Here is a 19,256-nt window from a genome sequence, read left to right on the forward strand (position 1 = left end):
GGCGATTATTTTTTGTCTTTAACTTCTTCGAACTCAGCGTCGACAACGTCGTCGTCTTTCGCGTTGTTCGCTGAAGCGTCAGCGCCTGCCTGCTGCTGGGCATGCTGCTGCTGAGCGATTTCCATCAGCTTCTGAGAAGCCTGTGCCAGCTCCTGCATCTTCGCTTCGATATCCGCTTTGTCTTCGCCTTTCAGAGACGTTTCCAGCGCGCTCAGTGCAGCTTCGATAGCAGTTTTGTCTTCCGCTGGCAGTTTATCGCCTGCTTCTTCAACCTGCTTACGAGTGCTGTGCAGCAGATGGTCACCCTGGTTACGGGTCTGAACCAGTTCTTCGAACTTACGGTCAGATTCCGCGTTGGCTTCCGCTTCACGAACCATTTTCTGGATCTCTTCCTCGTTCAGACCGGAAGAGGCCTTAATGGTGATCTTCTGCTCTTTACCGCTGTTTTTGTCTTTCGCGGAAACGTGCAGAATACCGTCAGCATCGATATCGAAGGTCACTTCGATCTGCGGCATGCCGCGTGGTGCCGGGTTAATACCATCCAGGTTGAACTGACCCAGAGATTTGTTATCAGACGCACGCTTACGCTCACCCTGCAGCACATGGATGGTTACCGCAGACTGGTTATCTTCAGCGGTAGAGAACACCTGGCTGTGCTTGGTTGGGATGGTGGTGTTTTTGCTGATCAGCGCCGTCATTACGCCACCCATGGTCTCGATACCCAGAGACAGTGGGGTAACGTCCAGCAGCAGAACGTCTTTAACATCACCGGTCAGCACGCCGCCCTGAACCGCAGCACCAATTGCCACTGCTTCATCCGGGTTAACGTCTTTACGTGGTTCTTTACCAAAGAATTCAGCCACTTTCTTCTGAACCATTGGCATACGGGTCTGGCCACCAACGAGGATAACGTCGTTGATATCAGACACGGACAGGCCAGCATCCTGCAGTGCAACTTTCAGTGGCTCGATAGAACGGTTCACCAGGTCTTCTACCAGGCTTTCCAGTTTCGCACGGGTCACTTTGATGTTCATGTGCTTAGGACCAGTCGCGTCTGCAGTAATGTACGGCAGGTTCACGTCGGTCTGCTGAGCGGAAGAGAGTTCGATCTTCGCTTTCTCAGCGGCTTCTTTCAGGCGCTGCATAGCCAGCGGGTCGTTACGCAGGTCAATGCCCTGATCTTTCTTAAATTCGTCAACGAGATAGTTGATCAGACGGGTATCGAAGTCTTCACCACCCAGGTGCGTATCACCGTTGGTTGCCAGAACTTCGAAGGTTTTTTCGCCGTCTACTTCGTCAATTTCGATAATAGAGATATCGAAGGTACCACCACCCAGGTCGTAAACCGCGATAGTACGGTTGCCAACTTCTTTATCCAGACCGTAAGCCAGAGCAGCAGCGGTTGGTTCGTTGATGATACGTTTTACTTCCAGACCTGCGATACGGCCAGCATCTTTGGTTGCCTGACGCTGAGCATCGTTGAAGTACGCAGGAACGGTGATAACAGCTTCAGTTACCGGCTCACCCAGGTAATCTTCTGCGGTTTTCTTCATTTTTTTCAGCACTTCTGCAGAGATCTGAGGTGGTGCTGTTTTGGTGCCTTTCACATCAAGCCATGCATCGCCGTTATCTGCTGCGATGATTTTGTAAGGCATGATAGAAACGTCACGCTGAACTTCTTCGTCCTGGAAGCGGCGGCCAATCAGGCGTTTAATCGCAAACAGGGTGTTTTGCGGGTTCGTCACTGCCTGACGTTTAGCCGGCTGACCAACCAGAGTTTCACCATCCTGGGTATAGGCAATGATAGAAGGCGTGGTGCGATCGCCCTCGGCGTTCTCCAGCACACGTGCAGTAGTGCCATCCATAATCGCTACACAAGAGTTGGTAGTACCCAGGTCGATACCAATAATTTTACCCATCTAAACGTCTCCACTAAAAATTCAGTCAACATGTGGTTGTGTACCTGTAATAAGGGCAGAACGTGCTTTTTCAACTGCCCACATTTGATTTTTTTCAGGTCCACACACTGCGGTTGCTTACAAGATGGGGTCGCAACGTCATCCATCAAGGGGGGAAGGATAAAAAAAATTTTAATTTCACCCTGACGAGATCATAGACGGCATCGTTTGCGCCCATTATGATGCCGCGCCCCTTCAGGGAGTACTGTCGCGGGTTTAACCATTTCACCATATTAATGATGATTTTTTTGAGGACTTATGGGCAACACTAAGTTGGCTAATCCGGCTCCGCTGGGCCTGATGGGTTTTGGCATGACCACCATTCTGCTGAACCTGCACAACATCGGGATGTTCCCGATGGACGGCATTATCCTGGCGATGGGCATTTTTTACGGCGGTATCGCGCAAATCTTCGCGGGCCTGCTGGAATATAAGAAAGGCAATACCTTCGGCTTAACCGCCTTTACCTCTTACGGTTCCTTCTGGCTGACCCTGGTCGCCATTCTGCTTATGCCTAAAATGGGCCTGGCAGAGGCGGCAAACGCCCATTTCCTGGGCGTTTACCTGGGCCTGTGGGGTGTCTTCACCCTGTTCATGTTCTTCGGCACCCTCAAGGGTAACCGCGCACTGCAGTTTGTCTTCCTGAGCCTGACCGTGCTGTTCGCCCTGCTGGCGATTGGTCATCTGGTGGACAACGAAGGCATCGTTCACGTTGCAGGCTGGATTGGTCTGGTTTGCGGCGCAAGCGCTATCTACCTGGCAATGGGTGAAGTGCTGAACGAGCAGTTTGACCGCACCATTTTACCGATTGGTGAAAAACACTGATCCCTCTGTCGTGTCCGCCTCGCGGGCACGACATTCTCCCATCTGGCGAAGCCAAATCCCCAACACCAGCCCCATCAGCGACAACGCCAGCACATACCAGGCAGGTGCCAGCGGTGACACGCCCATCAATACCGTAACCGCAATCGGCGTCAGTCCACCGAAGATGGCATATGAAACATTGTATGAGAATGAGATCCCGGTGAAGCGGACTTCTGGCGGGAAGGCCCGAACCATCACATAAGGCACCGCCCCCACCACGCCAACGCACAGCCCTACCACGCCGTATAAAAGGAACAGCTGTTCAGGATGACTACCGGCCAGATGGTAAAACGCCCAGCTTGAGCCCGCCAGTAACAGGCTGCCAACGATAAAGGTTACGCTGGCACCGAAACGATCCGCAGCCAGCCCGGCGGCCAGGCAGCCGAAGCAGAGCATAACCGTGGCGATACTGTTCGCCTGTAAGGTCACCGCCGGGGCAAAGCCGTACTGCTTTTGCAGCCAGACCGGCGACATCAAAATCACCACCACAATGCCTGCCGAGAGCAACCAGGTAAGCAGCATCGACACCACCACCGCTTTTTTATGACGCACCACGACGGCTTTAACGGGCAACTCCTGTGCCAGCGCTTTGCGCTGCTGCATTTCGAGGAAAATCGGTGTCTCCTGGAGCCAACGGCGCAGGTACATCGCCACCAGGCCAAACGCCCCGCCCAGCAGGAACGGCAGACGCCAGCCCCAGTCGTGTACGGCCTGTTGCGTCATGCTGGTATTCACAATTGTCGCGACCACGGAACCGAGCAAAATCCCCACCGTTAGCCCCGCGGTTAAGGTTCCGCAGGCGATACCAATGCGGCGCGCCGGAACATGCTCCGCGACAAACACCCACGCCCCCGGCACTTCACCGCCGATGGCCGCCCCCTGAAGAATACGCATCAGCAGCAACAATAACGGGGCGAGAATGCCCATCGAGGCGTAGGTTGGCAGCAGACCAATGGCCAACGTCGGCACGGCCATCAGCAGGATACTGAGGGTAAACATCTTTTTGCGCCCGACAAGATCGCCAAAGTGCGCCATCACAATCCCACCAAGAGGACGCGCCAGATACCCGGCAGCAAAAATACCGAAGGTTTGCACCTGACGCAGCCATTCCGGGATATCCGCCGGGAAGAACAACTCCCCCACCACAGCGGCAAAGAAAACAAAGATGATGAAATCGTAAAACTCCAGCGCGCCGCCCAGGGCCGCGAGCGTAAGAGTTTTGTAGTCCTGTCGATTCAGAGGTCGGGTGTTATGTGACATAGCGAACCATTTAGCGTGTGTTGTGGAATTATTATTACAGCTATCGTAAAGAAAAAATTACTATACCGTAAAACTTTTAGCACACCACAGCAGCTTCAGCTAATGTCACATAATGATTATTTTCAGGAGATTGTTTCGCGGCGTGCGCTTTTAGGACGAAATGCTGCTACTACTTTGTCGTCGGTTTCGACATACGGCCCGTCCAGCAGCTGTATACAATACGGTACACTTGCAAAGATCCCATGGACGATCACGCTGCCGTCATCCGCTTTTAACCCTTCCAGCGTCTCTTTGATCGACTTAGGCTGGCCCGGCAGATTCAGGATCAGCGCCTGCTTGCGAATCACCCCCACCTGACGGGAGAGGATCGCCGTTGGAACAAAGTGCAGGCTAATCTGGCGCATCTGTTCACCGAAGCCCGGCATTTCACGGTCAGCTATAGCAAGCGTAGCATCTGGTGTCACATCACGACGTGCAGGACCGGTTCCGCCGGTGGTCAGCACCAGGTGGCAGCTCATCTCATCCACCAGCTCACACAACGTCTGCTCAATGATCGGCTGTTCGTCCGGGATCAGGCGGGTCTGGATTTCAAACGGGGTGGTCAGCGCGCTACCCAGCCACTCTTCAAGAGCAGGGATGCCTTTATCCTGATAAACACCGCTTGAGGCGCGGTCAGAAATCGACACTAAGCCGATGCGTAAGGTATTCATATCCATTCCATTCAAAAAGTACTGATTAAAGGGAATGATACACGCAGAGGGGAATTTCAGACAGAGTACGAAAGAAGTCGCGTGACCGGGAGCCCGGTCACGCAGAATGATTACAGCAGATCGCCGATCATTTTTTCCAGTTTTTCCTGGTCAATAGCAAACTTACGGATACCGTCAGCCAGTTTGTCTACCGCCATTGGATCCTGGTTGTGCTGCCACAGGAACTCGGATTCAGTGATACGCTCTGGACGCGCTTTCACTTCACCGGTGTAAGACAGTTTACGCTCGATGGTACCTTCGCTCTCAGCCAGCTCTTTCAGCAGCGCTGGTGCGATGGTCAGGCGGTCACAGCCAGCCAGTTCGATGATTTCGCCGACGTTACGGAAGCTTGCGCCCATAACAACGGTCTCATAACCGTGCTGTTTGTAGTATTCGTAGATTTCAGTCACGGAAATCACGCCTGGATCTTCAGACGCGGCGTACTCTTTTTTGTCGGTATTGGCTTTGTACCAGTCCAGAATACGACCCACGAACGGAGAAATCAGGTATACGCCCGCTTCCGCACATGCACGCGCCTGCGCGAAGGAGAACAGCAGCGTCAGGTTACAGTTAATACCGTCTTTTTCCAGCTGTTCAGCAGCGCGGATACCCTGCCAGGTAGATGCCAGTTTGATCAGGATACGGTCATTGCTGATACCCGCATCGTTATACATTTTGATCAGACGTTTGGCTTTCGCGATAGACGCTTCGGTGTCGTAGGAGAGACGCGCATCCACTTCGGTAGAGATGCGGCCAGGAACCAGTTTAAGGATCTCCAGACCGATGTTCACTGCCAGTTTATCAGTGGCATCCACAACCTGCTGCGCGCGGTCGTTGCTCTGTGCTTTCGCCCAGGTCACAGCGTCGTCAATCAGTTTGCGATACTCAGGGATCTGCGCGGCGTTAAGGATCAGAGAAGGGTTAGTTGTGGCATCCTGCGGCTGGTACAGCTTCATTGCCGCGATATCTCCGGTGTCAGCTACGACAGTGGTGAACTGACGAAGGGAGGTCAATTTATCCGTCATGATAGTGTTTCTCTTTTAACGTGCCCTGGATAATTCACGCTACCGACAGCATGCCTGCAGCGGAAAAATGACAGGTTTACTTGTTAGGGGGATGTAACCGGTCTGCCCTGATGATAACACGCCAGAGGGGTAGCGCAACCGCAGACAGTGCGCTTAGCCAATGTATGATAAACTCGGAATATTAAGAGGCAGCTACGTAACAGTACGCCCAATATGTGGTAGCGCTTACATCCTTACCCTGGCATCAACATGAGGGACGTTAATGCCTGATTTCTTTTTCTTTATTAACGAAGTGCTCTGGGGTTCGATAATGATATACCTGCTTCTGGCAGCAGGTATATGGTTTACGTTACGCAGCGGTTTTATCCAGTTTCGTTATATCCGCAAATTTGGCAGAAGTCTGAAAAACAGCGTCACGCCACAACCCGGTGGATTAACCTCGTTCCAGGCGCTGTGCACCAGCCTTGCGGCAAGGCTTGGCAGCGGTAACCTGGCGGGGGTCGCGCTGGCTATCAGCGCCGGTGGGCCGGGGGCGGTTTTCTGGATGTGGGTGACGGCAATTATCGGCATGGCAACGTCCTTTGCCGAATGCTCTCTCGCCCAGCTCTACAAAGAAAAAGATCATCATGGCCAGTTTCGCGGTGGCCCAGCCTGGTACATGGCGCGCGGCTTAGGGATGCGCTGGATGGGCGTGCTGTTCTCAGTTTTCTTACTCGTCGCCTATGGCCTGATTTTCAACACCGTCCAGGCAAATTCTGTCGCCCATGCCCTACGCTATGCCTTCGCCTGTCCGGAATGGCTCACCGGCGCGGGGTTAGCCCTCTGCATACTGCTGACCATCTCTACCGGTCTTAAGGGTACAGCCCGCCTGATGCAGTGGCTGGTTCCCGTTATGGCCTTGCTCTGGGTTGCGGCCAGTCTGCTGGTCGCTGCGTTGCATATCGACCAGGTGCCGGATGTGATTGCGACCATTTTCAGCAGCGCCTTTGGCTGGCGTGAAGCGGCTTCGGGTGCGCTGGGCTATACCTTTAGCCAGGCGCTGATGGCGGGTTTTCAACGCGGTATGTTCTCTAACGAAGCCGGAATGGGGTCTACCCCCAATGCCGCGGCGGCGGCCGCTTCCTGGCCCCCTCACCCGGCCGCGCAAGGCATTGTGCAAATGATTGGCGTCTTCACGGACACGATTATTATCTGCTCCTCCAGCGCCATGATCTTGCTGCTGGCAGGCCCAATCTCTCACTCAACGGAAGCCGGCGGGATACAGCTTCTTCAGCAGGCGCTGGTGAACCTTACCGGTGGCTGGGGAGCGGGATTTGTTTCGCTCATTCTGCTGTTGTTCGCCTTCAGCTCAATGGTCGTCAATTACCTTTACGCCGAGAACAACCTCATTTTCCTGAAGCTCAACTCTCGCCCCATGCTCAACCTGTTGCGTCTGGGCATGTTACTGATGGTCATCGTGGGTTCTCTGCTCAGCATGCCGGTGGTCTGGCAACTGGCGGATGTGATTATGGCGCTGATGGCGATCACCAACCTGACGGCGATTTTGCTGCTCTCGCCCGTAGTCACCCTCATCGCCCGGGATTACCTTCGCCAGCGCAAGCTGGGGGTTCCGCCGGTATTTGACGCCTCGCGCTATCCCGAAATCAAATCGCAGATTGCGCCCGGCACGTGGGATGATTTGCCGCGGCAATAACAGCTATCGATCAATTCAGGGCGATTTTTTGCTAAAGTCGCCTTAAATTTCCTGCAAGGACTGGATATGCTGATTCTGATTTCACCTGCAAAAACGCTCGACTACCAGAGCCCGCTCGCGACCGAGCGTTATACCCAGCCTGAACTGCTGGACTACTCGCAACAGTTGATTCACGAGGCGCGTAAGCTCTCCGCGCCGCAAATCGCCTCTCTGATGAGCATCAGTGATAAGCTCGCCGATCTCAACGCGACCCGCTTCCATGAGTGGCATCCTGACTTTACTCCTGCGAATGCGCGCCAGGCGCTTCTGGCCTTCAAGGGCGATGTCTATACCGGCCTGCAGGCAGAAGAGTTCAGCGAAGCCGATTTCGATTTTGCCCAGCAGCATCTGCGTATGCTTTCAGGCCTGTACGGCGTGCTGCGCCCGCTGGATCTGATGCAGCCCTATCGTCTGGAGATGGGCATCCGCCTGGAAAACGCCAAAGGCAAAGATCTGTACCATTTCTGGGGCGACATTATCACCGATAAGCTGAACGCAGCCCTGCACGCGCAGGGGGATAACGTGGTGATTAACCTCGCCTCCGATGAATACTTCAAATCGGTGAAGCCGAAGAAGCTCGATGCGGAAATTATTAAACCGGTCTTCCTTGATGAGAAAAACGGCAAGTTCAAGGTCATCAGCTTCTATGCCAAAAAAGCGCGTGGCCTGATGAGCCGCTACATCATACAAAACCGCCTGACGAAGCCAGAGCAGCTCACCGGATTCAACAGCGAGGGGTATTTCTTTGACGAGGAAGCGTCAGGGAAAGGGGAACTGGTATTTAAGCGTCACGAACAGTAAAAAAAACAACCCCGCCTGCTGGCGGGGTTTGTATTAGTGATGCTTCCAGTCCGGGCCTGGTCGGTGATCGTCGTGGCGGTGGTCATGACGATCGTCACGATCGCGATGCTCATCATGTGGACGCCAGTGGTTATCGCGCCACTCATAATGCGCCTTCCACCAGTCATGGTCGCGCCAGCGGCCACCGTCCCAGTAATGGCCGTTATTATCCCGATCGCCAATCTGCAGTTTGACCGCCGGAACCAGGGTGATTTCGGATGCCTGTACCGCCATGGGAGCGACCAGCATCAGTGAAAGCGCAATCAGCGCAGGTTTCAGTTTAGACATCGGTGACTCCTTATGATTCTTGCCCAACGTGGGCCGATGTAAGGAGAGTACGTGAGGGGAACCGGGGATGTTATTCTCTGCAATCCTAAACGCTAAGTGACCGCATTTATTGGGAATTTCTGCTTTTTCCCTGCTATTTTTCTCCTTATTTTCTTCACAAAAAAGCCGGGTGATGCTTCGCTTACCCGGCCTACGATTGAGATTGTTGCAGGCCCGGTAAGCGCAGCGCCACCGGGCAAAAAATCACGCTCGAGTCATCATCAGCTTACGCAGCGCGGCAAAATCCGCCGGCAGCTCATGAGAGAGCAGCGGTAGGTCAGCGCGATCCGCCAGCTCTTTCGGCAGCGGCAGCGTTTCACCCAGAATCTCTTCCACGCTCTCTTTGAATTTTGCCGGATGCGCCGTCCCCAGGAACAGGCCATACTCGCCAGGATTAAGCTGGTCGCGCAGCGCACGGTAAGCAATCGCCGCATGCGGTTCAGAGGTATACCCCACCGCTTTCAGCTCACGCATGGTGCTTTTGGTGGTTTCATCGGTGACCGCCGCATAGCCCAGCTCGCCCAGACGCCACACTTTACGGCGGAACAGCTCTTCCACGCGCGGCCAGTTGTTTGGCTGTGACACGTCCATCGCGTTAGAGAGCGTCGCCTGGGTCGCGTTCGGCGCCCATTTACCGTCTTTCAGGAAGCGTGGCACGGTGTCGTTGGCGTTGGTCGCCGCAATAAAGCGTTTCACCGGCAGCCCGATGGATTTCGCCAGCAGGCCCGCGGTCAGGTCGCCAAAGTTTCCGCTCGGTACCGAAACCACCAGCTGATTACGCGCCTCTTGCGGCAGTTGGGCAACCGCTTCGAAGTAGTAGCAAATCTGCGCCAGCAGGCGGCTGATGTTAATGGAGTTAGCAGAGTTGAGCCCCAGCGCGGCTTTCAGCTCTTCATCATCGAAGGCCTGTTTCACCAGTGCCTGACAGGCATCGAAGTCGCCATCTACCGCCACGGTTTCAATGTTGCCGCCGAGGGTGCAGAACAGTTTTTCCTGGAGCGGGCTGATCTTGCCTTTCGGATAGAGGATCACCACGCGGACATTCTTCAGACCGTAAAAAGCATGCGCCACGGCGGCACCGGTATCCCCGGAGGTGGCGGTCAGAATGGTGACCGGCTTGTCGCCGCTGATGTGGGTAAGCATCTGCGCCATAAAACGGCCGCCGAAGTCTTTAAACGCCAGCGTTGGGCCGTGGAACAGCTCCAGACAGCCCACATCCGGCTCAACCTGCTGAACCGGTGCCGGGAAGGCGAACGCCGCACGTACGCGCTCTTCCAGCAACTCCTGCGGGATTTCGTCGCCGATAAACGCAGACAAAATTTTTGTGCTGCGAGTGACAAAGTCCTGCTTCAGCAGCTCATCAATGTCGGTCAGCGGGAATTCAGGGAGATCGTGAGGGAAGAACAGCCCCTGATTTTTGCCCAGTCCCTGAGTCACCGCCTGCGCGAAGCTGACCTGCTCGTTATGATCTTTCAGATTGTAGAGTTTCATTCGTTATCCCAGTACTCGTGCGCCAGCCGTGTCCAGACGGCAAATATGAACAAAGCCTTCCTGATTTTGCAGGTAGTGTTTAGAGAGCCAGTCCGCCACGCGCTGCGCGGTGTCTGGCTTATCGCACAGGGCGAACAGCGTCGGGCCGGAGCCGGAGATGCCGCACGCCTGCGCGCCAATATCAAGCGATGCCAGTCGCGCCTCATTAAAGCCAGGCAGCAACTTCGTACGATACGGTTCGGCAATCACATCTTTCATCAATTTCGCCGCCAGCTGTGGCTGACGGGTATAACAGGCGTGAATAAAGCCTGCCAGATGACGCCCGTGGGCGATGCAGTCCTGACGGCGATACTGCGCAGGCAGGATCGCCCGCGCTTCCGCAGTAGACACTTTGATACCCGGGTAGGCCAGGACCCACAGCCACTCATCAAACCCTGGCACCTGCTGGCTGATGATGCCATTTTCTTCGATCATCAACTGCATACCGCCGAGGAAACACGGCGCGACGTTATCGTAGTGGATACTGCCAGAGATGCGGCCTTCCAGCTCACCCATTAACCCCAGCAGACGGCTATTGTTCAGGGGTTTGCCGCAGTGCTCATTCATCGCCACCAGCGCGGCCACAACAGAGCAGGCACTTGACCCCAGGCCAGAGCCAATCGGCATACTTTTTTCCAGCGTCATGGCGACCGGCACGTTTTTCCCGATCTCCTGACAGAAGCGCTCCCAGCACTGATAGACAATATTCTCGCGCGGTTCGGACGGCAGCTTGCTGGCAAAACGTCCCACGTTATTCAGGCTGAAGCTTTCTGCTGCTTCCACCGTGACCGTATCGCCCAATAGTGAACCGTCCACCGGCGTCACCGCCGCACCCAGCACATCAAACCCGACGCTCATATTGGCGCTGGAAGCCGGGGCATAAACTTTGACCATGTTAAACTCCTAACTTCCATGACAGGGTACGCAGCAGATCGGCAAACACACCCGCCGCCGTAACATCGTTCCCTGCGCCATAGCCGCGAAGCACCAGCGGCAATGGCTGATAATAGTGGCTGTAAAACGCCAGGGCGTTTTCGCCGTTTTTGACTTTGTACAGCGGATCGTTGCCATCGACTTCGGCAATCTTCACCCGGCACACGCCATCTTCTTCAATGTTGCCAACATAGCGCAATACCTTACCTTCATCACGGGCTTTCGCCACGCGTGCGGCAAAAGCGTCATCCAGCTGCGGTAAATTATCCATAAAGGCGCTGACGTCACCGCTGCTGTCAAATTCAGCCGGCAGCACGGGTTCTATCACGATATCGGAAAGCTCCAGTTCACGGCCCGTTTCGCGCGCCAGAATAAGCAGTTTGCGCGCCACGTCCATACCGGAGAGATCGTCACGCGGATCCGGCTCGGTGTAGCCCAGTTCACGCGCGGCGCGGGTTGCTTCTGAGAGGCTCATCCCTTCATCCAGCTTACCGAAAATAAAGGACAGCGAGCCGGAGAGAATGCCGGAGAAACGTTGCAGTTCGTCGCCCGCGTTCAGCAGGTTCTGCAGGTTTTCGATAACCGGCAGGCCCGCCCCCACATTGGTGTCGTACAGGAACTTGCGACGCGATTTGCTCGCCGCCAGACGCAGCTGGTGATAGTAATCCATCGACGAGGTGTTGGCCTTTTTGTTCGGCGTGACCACGTGGAAGCCTTCGCGCAGGAAGTCCGCGTACTGATCGGCAACCGCCTGGTTCGACGTACAATCGACAATCACCGGGTTCAGCAGGTGATACTCTTTCACCAGACGGATCAGACGCCCAAGGTTGAACGGCTCTTTTGCCTCGTTCAACTCGGCCTGCCAGTTTTCCAGGTTCAGCCCGTGAACGTTGGTCAACAGCGCTTTTGAGTTGGCGATCCCGCAGACGCGCAGATCGATATGCTTCTTCTTCAGCCACTCCTGCTGACGCTTCACCTGCTCCAGCAGCGCACCGCCAACACCGCCCACGCCAATCAGGAACAGCTCAATCACCTGATCGGTGTTGAACAGCATCTGATGAACCACGCGTACGCCGGTAGTCGCGTCATCGTTATCAACCACCACCGAAATAGAACGCTCGGATGAGCCCTGGGCAATCGCCACGATATTAATATTGGCGCGCGCCAGCGCGGCAAAGAACTTGGCGGAGATACCGCGCAGCGTGCGCATACCGTCGCCAACCACGGAGATAACCGCAAGACGTTCTTGAATGGATAATGGCTCCAGCAGCTCTTCTTTCAGCTCCAGATAGAACTCTTCTTCCAGCGCACGACGGGCGCGCAGACAGTCACCCTGCGGCACGCAGAAGCTGATGCTGTATTCCGATGAGGACTGGGTGATCAGCACCACAGAGATCCCATTGCGTGACATTGCGGCAAACACGCGCGCCGCCATGCCAACCATCCCTTTCATACCAGGCCCGGAGACGCTGAACATTGCCATGTTGTTGAGGTTAGAGATACCTTTCACCGGCAGGCCATCTTCGTCGGTGCTGGCGCCAATCAGCGTGCCAGGCGCTTGCGGGTTACCGGTATTTTTAATCAGGCAAGGGATCTGGAACTGGGCAATGGGGGAGATGGTACGAGGGTGAAGCACTTTCGCGCCGAAGTAGGAAAGCTCCATCGCCTCCTGGTAAGACATCGACTTCAGCAGCCTGGCGTCCGGTACCTGGCGCGGGTCGCAGGTGTATACGCCGTCAACGTCAGTCCAGATCTCGCAACAGTCCGCGCGTAAACAGGCGGCCAGCACAGCAGCAGAGTAATCAGAGCCGTTACGGCCCAGCACCACCAGTTCACCCTTTTCATTGCCGGCGGTGAAGCCCGCCATCAGGATTATATGGACAGAAGGAATTTTGCTCGCAGCGATGCGGCGGGTTGATTCAGCAATATCAACGGTGGATTCGAGGTAGTGGCCCACCGCCAGCAGTTTTTCAACCGGATCAATCACCGTGACGTGATGCCCGCGCGCTTCCAGCAGGCCCGCCATGATGGCGATAGAGAGTTTCTCACCGCGGCAAATCAACGCCGCGTTGATGCTGTCCGGGCACTGACCCAGCAGGCTGATACCGTGCAGCACATGTTTAATCTGGGCAAATTCTTGTTCTACGAAGGCTTTCAGCTGTACGAGCGGGAAACCTGGCTGTGCCTCCGCCAGCCCCTGCAGCAGCTCGGCGAAGATACGCTCGGCATCGCTAATGTTCGGAAGTGCATCCTGACCGCCAATGGTCTTTTCAATCATCGCCACCAGGTGGTTAGTGATTTTTGCCGGCGCAGAGAGAACGGTCGCGACCTGTCCCTGCCTGGCGTTGCTCTCCAGGATATCGGCAACACGCAGAAAGCGTTCTGCATTTGCCACTGATGTACCGCCGAACTTCAACACTCGCATGGTTCTACCTCGTTTCCTTTAGCCGAAAAAAAAGCCCGCACTGTTCAGGTGCGGGCTTTTTTCTGTTTTTCCTGTACGCGTCAGCCCGCATCGTTACCTGTGGTAATGATGATGGTTGTGGTAATGGTGGTGATGCTGATGCGTTTCATGGATGTTGTGTACTCTGTCATTATTATCTGTCTGTGCTGTATTCTTTTAGGGTTAAAGGATCGGGCACCTTAAGTCAATGAATTTTTAATTTGATCACAATTCAGCGCCTTCTTACGTCCCGCTGCGTGCAGATTTATTTTCATCCGATTCCGCCAGAGGCAACCCTTAACGTCAGACGCTTACGCCATAGTAAAAACTTATGGCAGCATTTTACTCGGCTAATTTTTTTTCGATATCGTGCAGCAAACGGTGCAGCATTGCCGTATCGCGCTGCTCCAGGCGCCCAAGACGCTGCTGCAGCCAGTCAGCCATTTTTTGGTCATCCGCCACGCCAAGTTGCATCAGCAGGTTGTCAACGCGCGTACGCAGCGCGGCCAGTTGGTTTTCGTCGGTACCCACCGCTGGCGGTTGAGGAATTTGTATTAAGGACGCTAATTGATAGCAATAGACCATCACCGCCTGGCCTAAATTCAGGGACGGATAATCCGCGACCATTGGAGCCCCCGTCAGCACATCCGCGAGCGCCAGTTCGTCGTTTGTTAATCCTGAATCTTCCCGCCCAAACACCAGCGCCGCTTTTTCCAGCCACTGGCTTTTCTCGCTCAGCATCGGTACCAGTTCCGCTGGCGTGGCGTAATAGTGGAACTTCGCCCGACTGCGCGCCGTGGTCGCAACGGTAAACGAAATATCGTGCAGCGCGTCGGCGAGCGTGTCGTAAGTGGTTATATTATCAAGAATATCGCCCGACCCGTGCGCCACCCAACGCGCCGCGGGCTCCAGGTGAGCAGCGCTGTCCACAATACGCAAATCGGTGAACCCCATGGTCTTCATGGCACGCGCCGCAGCGCCTATATTTTCAGCTCTGGCTGGCGCGACCAGTACAATCGACAGATGCATTTATGCTCTCTTTTTAATCAGTTAGCGGGGATTAATGTGATGCGCGTCAACATATTACGCGGCGCGAATTTACAATTTTGCAACACAAATCACCGAAATAGCGTTTCATAACAAATTAAAAGCGCTAAACTATTTTGTAGCTGAACAATCATTTAGAATGTTAACAGAACCTGATTATCCTTATGTTTTATAATGATAATGACAGGGTGAATACGCGATTTAAGTTGGATTCGTAACGTTTATCAATCAAGATCCGCAACTAGTTGGTTTATTGAAAAATTGTGACAAAGGCTAGCATTTAGCTATGATGATTTCATCAAACTGTTAACGTGCTACAATTGAACTTGATATATGTCAACGAAGCGTAGTTTTATTGGGTGTCAGGTGTCACTTAGCCTGTTATGTTGCTGTTAAAATGGTTAGGATGACAGCCGTTTTTGACACTGTCGGGTCCAAAGGGAAAGTACCCACGACCAAGCTAATGATGTTGTTGACGTTGATGGAAAGTGCATCAAGAACGCAATTACGTACTTTAGTCACGTTAGCCCGGTCATGTTAATTTGCGACATGCATCAGGCAGGTCAGGGACTTTTGTACTTCCTGTTTCGATTTAGTTGGCAATTTAGGTAGCAAACATGCAGACCCCGCACATTCTTATCGTTGAAGACGAGTTGGTAACACGCAACACGTTGAAGAGCATTTTCGAAGCAGAAGGCTACGATGTCTTTGAAGCGACCGATGGCGCAGAGATGCATCAGATCCTTTCTGAAAATGATATCAACCTGGTCATTATGGATATCAATCTGCCAGGTAAAAACGGCCTTCTGCTAGCGCGCGAACTGCGTGAACAGGCGAACGTCGCATTAATGTTCCTGACAGGCCGTGATAACGAAGTTGATAAGATCCTTGGCCTGGAAATCGGTGCGGATGACTACATCACCAAACCGTTTAACCCACGCGAGTTAACCATTCGTGCACGCAACCTGCTGTCCCGCACCATGAACCTGGGTACCGTCAGCGAAGAGCGTCGTAGCGTAGACAGCTACAAATTCAACGGCTGGGAACTCGATATCAATAGCCGTTCACTGATCAGCCCGAACGGTGAGCAGTATAAACTGCCGCGCAGTGAATTCCGCGCGATGCTGCACTTCTGTGAAAACCCGGGCAAAATTCAGTCCCGTGCAGAACTGCTGAAGAAAATGACCGGCCGTGAGCTGAAGCCACACGACCGTACTGTAGACGTGACCATCCGTCGTATTCGTAAACATTTCGAATCTACGCCAGATACGCCGGAAATCATCGCCACGATCCACGGCGAAGGCTATCGTTTCTGCGGTGACCTGCAGGAGTGATCCCGCAGTCAGCACCATAAAAAACGGCGCTTTCGCGCCGTTTTTTTTATTCCCGCCACGGCATAATCGGCACCGCGCTAATCGCGTTTTTCGGTGAGCCTTCCACTACTTTGTCGGAGTAGGCAAGGTAGGCCAGGGTGTTACGTTTAGCATCGTAAAAACGCACCACCTGCAGCTTTTTGAAGACCAGCGACGTCCGTTTCTGGAACACCACATCCCCCTGCGCTTTGCCGTTTTTGATTTTGTCGCTCAGTTCAACCGGCCCGACCTGCTGGCAGGAGATGGCCGCATCGGATGTATCCTCGGCCAGCCCCAGACCGCCTTTTATCCCCCCGGTTTTTGCCCGGCTAACGTAGCAGGTGACGTTTTTCACATCCGGATCGTCAAACGCCTCCACCACAATTTTGTGGTCCGGCCCAAACATTTTAAACACGGTATCGACAGAACCAATCTGTTCCGCCTGCGCCGCGCGGCCCGCTATCAGCAGTAAGGCTGTTAAGAGCAATGTCTTATATTTCATATTGTTACCATTTCTTAATATTACGTTGAGCGATTATTCAACACGTTAGACAAAAATGTAGCAAGATCACAGGATTAGAATATATTCACCCAAAACGCAGGACAAAAAGCATTAATGAGCAAAAAAAACACTGAATGCTAAAACATCAAAAAATGCTATTATCCGCTAACCTGTTATCAGGCACCTGCTGTTTTAAGGATGAGGATAGTATATGGATCAAGCTGGAATTATTCGCGACCTGCTAACCTGGCTGGAAGGTCATCTTGACCAGCCTTTGTCACTGGATAATGTGGCGGCTAAAGCAGGCTATTCCAAGTGGCATCTGCAAAGGATGTTCAAGGATGTCACCGGTCATGCTATCGGTGCCTATATTCGCGCACGTCGTTTATCTAAATCTGCGGTGGCCTTACGCCTGACCGCGCGGCCCATTCTTGATATTGCCCTGCAGTATCGTTTCGACTCGCAACAAACATTCACCCGAGCTTTTAAAAAACAGTTCTCGTTGACGCCAGCACTCTATCGCCGCTCACCTGACTGGAGCTCATACGGTATGCGCCCGCCGCTGCGTCTGGGCGAGTTCGCCATGCCGAAGTACGAAATCATTACCCTGCCGGAAACCCATTTGATCGGTACGACACAGAGCTACACCTGTTCTCTGGAGCAGATTTCTGAGTTCCGCCATCAAATGCGCGTTCAGTTCTGGCGCGACTTTCTGAGCCATGCCCCGGCGATCCCGCCTATCCTGTATGGTCTCAACGAAACGCATCCAAGCCAGGAAAAAGACGACGAGCAGGAGGTGTTCTACACCACCGCGTTAACGCCGGAGATGGCCAATGGCTATATTCAGGGCTCTAAACCGGTCGTGCTGGAAGGCGGAGAGTATGTGATGTTCTCCTACGAAGGGCTGGGAACGGGCGTACAGGAATTCATCCTGACCGTTTACGGAACATGCATGCCTATGCTGAACCTGAATCGCCGTAAAGGTCAGGATATTGAGCGCTACTACCCGGCAAGTGATGCGAAACCGGAAGAAGGCCCCATTAATCTGCGGATGGAATTCTTAATCCCGATCCGTCGTTAGCGCTGCAGTTCATCCAGTGCAGGGGCATCAAGATGCGAAATGTCCCCTGCCATCTCAACGACCCATCCCGACGCCAGCCACGCGCTTTCCTGATAATCAATACGGGAAATAGAGCAGTTGCGCAGACGCAAACGGCGCTCCGCATAGGCCGGTAACCCCAGAATGGTGCTGACCAGACATCCCAGCGCAATCCCGTGACTCACCAGCAGTGGACGGCTTCCGGCGGGCAGCTTCAGGCATTCCGCCAGCGCAGCATGCATACGCACGCTCAGCTCCTGCATGGATTCGCCCTCAGGAATACGACCATCTTCGGTACCGTTAACCAGCGTGCGGCGCCAGCCCTCTTCCGTTTCCGTCAGCGTATCGATATGGCGTTTTTCGAGCACCCCCATATCCAGCTCGCGCAGGCGCGGTTCAAGCAGCACATCACAACCACAGGCATCAGCAATAATGCGCGCCGTCTGCTGCGTGCGACCTAGATCGCTGGTGATGACATGGGTAATGCCCAGCGTTCTGGCACGTTCTGCCACCTGCCACGCTTGCTGCACACCCTTTTCAGTGAGAGGACTGTCGGACTGGCCTTGAATACGTCGCTCGGCGTTCCACTGCGTTTCACCGTGGCGAACAAGGTATACCTGTAACATGCTTTTTTTCCGTTATACTGCGATGAGTTTTTTTGAATCGAGCTTAATTATGCACCATGTTGTCTCTGCTACCACCAATCCTGCCAAAATTCAGGCAATTCTAAGGGCATTTGAAGAGATTTTCGGCGAAGGATCCTGCCATATTGATGCCGTCGGCGTCGAGAGTGGCGTTCCTGAACAGCCGTTTGGCAGCGAAGAAACGCGCGCTGGCGCACGAAATCGCGTGTTAAATGCGAAAGCGGCCGCACCCGATGCCGACTTCTGGGTCGCCATTGAAGCGGGAATTGACGAAGGCGCGACGTTTAGCTGGGTGGTTATCGAAAGCCGTGAACAGCGCGGTGAAGCACGCTCGGCCACCCTGCCACTGCCGGACATCATTCTGGAAAAAGTGCGCGCAGGCGAAGCGCTCGGGCCAGTGATGTCGCAATACACCGGCATTGATGAAATAGGCCGTAAAGAAGGAGCGATTGGCGTCTTTACTGCTGGCGCGCTTACGCGCTCAAGCGTTTACCATCAGGCAGTGATCCTGGCGTTAAGCCCGTTCCATAACGCCATTTATCGTTGAACGTGTAGGCCGGATAAGGCGCAGCCGTCATCCGGCGTTTTTCAGCAATACCGCTTCCAGCCACTGACGCAGCTCAACCGGCGCAGACTTCAGGCTGTTTGAACCGCGGGTGATCGTCGCGATCCCCGCGCCCAGCTCGTTTTTGAGCTCACGCTGGCTCATCTCACCGCGCAGTAACTCTTCGATGATCCGCACGCGCGTGCCCAACGCCTCACGCTCGTCAGGCGTCAGCATCAGTTGCAGCAGGGGTAAATGCAGATCCTGGTCGTAAGACTGGCGGAGCAACTCCACAAAACGAAGCCACTCCTGATGACGTTGTTCGGCCAGTGCCGAGGAATACGGGGAATGCTGGGTCATGTTATGCCGCCTGTTGTACTCATTAACGAGTACAGCATAACACAACC

Annotated in this window: 20 protein-coding genes and 1 other annotated feature; of the genes, 6 read left to right on the forward strand and 14 right to left on the reverse strand. The window is 54.1% G+C overall.

What is annotated here, in order from left to right:
• Window positions 1-5: 5 nt before the first annotated feature.
• Window positions 6-1,919 carry a molecular chaperone DnaK gene (gene dnaK / locus APU11_RS06805; RefSeq protein WP_013095521.1) on the reverse strand — a complete coding sequence of 638 codons (1,914 nt, stop codon included), beginning with the start codon at window positions 1,917-1,919 and terminating at the stop codon, window positions 6-8.
• A 297-nt stretch (window positions 1,920-2,216) separates the two neighbouring features.
• Here dnaK and satP point away from each other — a divergent pair, with 297 nt between their 5' ends.
• The gene (gene satP, locus APU11_RS06820; protein WP_013095518.1) at window positions 2,217-2,783 is read left to right on the forward strand and encodes an acetate uptake transporter; all 567 of its coding nucleotides are present in this window, start codon (window positions 2,217-2,219) and stop codon (window positions 2,781-2,783) included.
• On the opposite strand, the gene APU11_RS06825 is transcribed toward satP, so the two are convergent.
• The 3 genes from APU11_RS06825 to tal all read right to left on the reverse strand — a co-directional run bounded on the left by APU11_RS06825 (window position 2,760) and on the right by tal (window position 5,856).
• Window positions 2,760-4,082, reverse strand: coding sequence for an MFS transporter (locus APU11_RS06825; protein WP_020688467.1), 1,323 nt, complete (start codon window positions 4,080-4,082; stop codon window positions 2,760-2,762). The two genes, satP and APU11_RS06825, sit on opposite strands and share 24 nt — an antisense overlap.
• Before the next feature lie 122 nt (window positions 4,083-4,204).
• A complete protein-coding gene (mog, locus tag APU11_RS06830) occupies window positions 4,205-4,792 on the reverse strand; it encodes a molybdopterin adenylyltransferase (RefSeq protein WP_013095516.1) in 588 nt (195 codons plus the stop codon).
• Window positions 4,793-4,902: 110 nt separating this feature from the next.
• Window positions 4,903-5,856, reverse strand: a complete 954-nt coding sequence (tal, locus tag APU11_RS06835; RefSeq protein ID WP_013095515.1) for a transaldolase — start codon at window positions 5,854-5,856, stop codon at window positions 4,903-4,905.
• 262 nt (window positions 5,857-6,118) lie between these two features.
• Here tal and APU11_RS06840 point away from each other — a divergent pair, with 262 nt between their 5' ends.
• Both APU11_RS06840 and yaaA read left to right on the forward strand, forming a co-directional pair.
• Window positions 6,119-7,549 (forward strand): sodium:alanine symporter family protein, encoded by a 1,431-nt coding sequence (locus APU11_RS06840; protein WP_058651119.1) that lies wholly within the window; start codon window positions 6,119-6,121, stop codon window positions 7,547-7,549.
• A 66-nt stretch (window positions 7,550-7,615) separates the two neighbouring features.
• The gene (gene yaaA / locus APU11_RS06845) at window positions 7,616-8,389 is read left to right on the forward strand and encodes a peroxide stress protein YaaA (protein ID WP_013095513.1); all 774 of its coding nucleotides are present in this window, start codon (window positions 7,616-7,618) and stop codon (window positions 8,387-8,389) included.
• Window positions 8,390-8,422: 33 nt separating this feature from the next.
• Here the strand turns inward: yaaA and APU11_RS06850 are convergent, their stop codons facing one another.
• The 7 genes from APU11_RS06850 to yjjY all read right to left on the reverse strand — a co-directional run bounded on the left by APU11_RS06850 (window position 8,423) and on the right by yjjY (window position 15,230).
• The gene (locus APU11_RS06850; RefSeq protein WP_013095512.1) at window positions 8,423-8,716 is read right to left on the reverse strand and encodes a DUF2502 domain-containing protein; all 294 of its coding nucleotides are present in this window, start codon (window positions 8,714-8,716) and stop codon (window positions 8,423-8,425) included.
• A gap of 243 nt (window positions 8,717-8,959) precedes the next feature.
• Window positions 8,960-10,246, reverse strand: a complete 1,287-nt coding sequence (gene thrC / locus APU11_RS06855; protein WP_058651120.1) for a threonine synthase — start codon at window positions 10,244-10,246, stop codon at window positions 8,960-8,962.
• 3 nt (window positions 10,247-10,249) lie between these two features.
• Window positions 10,250-11,179: a homoserine kinase gene (thrB, locus tag APU11_RS06860; RefSeq protein ID WP_038418657.1), complete on the reverse strand. Its 930-nt coding sequence runs from the start codon at window positions 11,177-11,179 to the stop codon at window positions 10,250-10,252.
• 1 nt (window position 11,180) lies between these two features.
• Complete coding sequence (thrA, locus tag APU11_RS06865; RefSeq protein WP_058651121.1) at window positions 11,181-13,643, reverse strand: bifunctional aspartate kinase/homoserine dehydrogenase I; 2,463 nt, start codon at window positions 13,641-13,643, stop codon at window positions 11,181-11,183.
• A gap of 24 nt (window positions 13,644-13,667) precedes the next feature.
• Window positions 13,668-13,785, reverse strand: a sequence feature (Thr leader region).
• The gene (gene thrL / locus APU11_RS26620; protein ID WP_015572623.1) at window positions 13,724-13,792 is read right to left on the reverse strand and encodes a thr operon leader peptide; all 69 of its coding nucleotides are present in this window, start codon (window positions 13,790-13,792) and stop codon (window positions 13,724-13,726) included. Its footprint overlaps the feature before it by 62 nt.
• Window positions 13,793-14,003: 211 nt before the next feature.
• On the reverse strand, window positions 14,004-14,690 hold the full coding sequence (locus APU11_RS06870) for a tRNA/rRNA methyltransferase (protein ID WP_038418655.1): 687 nt from the start codon (window positions 14,688-14,690) through the stop codon (window positions 14,004-14,006).
• A 399-nt stretch (window positions 14,691-15,089) separates the two neighbouring features.
• Window positions 15,090-15,230: a protein YjjY gene (gene yjjY / locus APU11_RS27905; protein WP_001541509.1), complete on the reverse strand. Its 141-nt coding sequence runs from the start codon at window positions 15,228-15,230 to the stop codon at window positions 15,090-15,092.
• A gap of 95 nt (window positions 15,231-15,325) precedes the next feature.
• Here yjjY and arcA point away from each other — a divergent pair, with 95 nt between their 5' ends.
• Window positions 15,326-16,042, forward strand: a complete 717-nt coding sequence (gene arcA / locus APU11_RS06875; RefSeq protein WP_003856501.1) for a two-component system response regulator ArcA — start codon at window positions 15,326-15,328, stop codon at window positions 16,040-16,042.
• 46 nt (window positions 16,043-16,088) lie between these two features.
• Here arcA and creA read toward each other — a convergent pair whose 3' ends face one another.
• Window positions 16,089-16,562, reverse strand: a complete 474-nt coding sequence (gene creA / locus APU11_RS06880) for a protein CreA (protein WP_040020122.1) — start codon at window positions 16,560-16,562, stop codon at window positions 16,089-16,091.
• Between the two features lie 211 nt (window positions 16,563-16,773).
• Between creA and robA the strand changes: the two genes are divergently transcribed.
• Complete coding sequence (gene robA, locus APU11_RS06885) at window positions 16,774-17,643, forward strand: MDR efflux pump AcrAB transcriptional activator RobA (protein WP_013095505.1); 870 nt, start codon at window positions 16,774-16,776, stop codon at window positions 17,641-17,643.
• Here robA and gpmB read toward each other — a convergent pair.
• On the reverse strand, window positions 17,640-18,287 hold the full coding sequence (gene gpmB, locus APU11_RS06890; protein WP_013095504.1) for a 2,3-diphosphoglycerate-dependent phosphoglycerate mutase GpmB: 648 nt from the start codon (window positions 18,285-18,287) through the stop codon (window positions 17,640-17,642). The genes robA and gpmB overlap by 4 nt on opposite strands.
• A 49-nt stretch (window positions 18,288-18,336) precedes the next feature.
• Between gpmB and yjjX the strand changes: the two genes are divergently transcribed.
• A complete protein-coding gene (gene yjjX / locus APU11_RS06895; RefSeq protein WP_029882672.1) occupies window positions 18,337-18,852 on the forward strand; it encodes an inosine/xanthosine triphosphatase in 516 nt (171 codons plus the stop codon).
• Between the two features lie 27 nt (window positions 18,853-18,879).
• On the opposite strand, the gene trpR is transcribed toward yjjX, so the two are convergent.
• The gene (trpR, locus tag APU11_RS06900) at window positions 18,880-19,209 is read right to left on the reverse strand and encodes a trp operon repressor (RefSeq protein WP_013095502.1); all 330 of its coding nucleotides are present in this window, start codon (window positions 19,207-19,209) and stop codon (window positions 18,880-18,882) included.
• Between the last annotated feature and the right edge of the window lie 47 nt (window positions 19,210-19,256).

The organism is Enterobacter sp. 50793107 (genome assembly GCF_001463365.1).
Taxonomy (GTDB): domain Bacteria; phylum Pseudomonadota; class Gammaproteobacteria; order Enterobacterales; family Enterobacteriaceae; genus Enterobacter; species Enterobacter cloacae.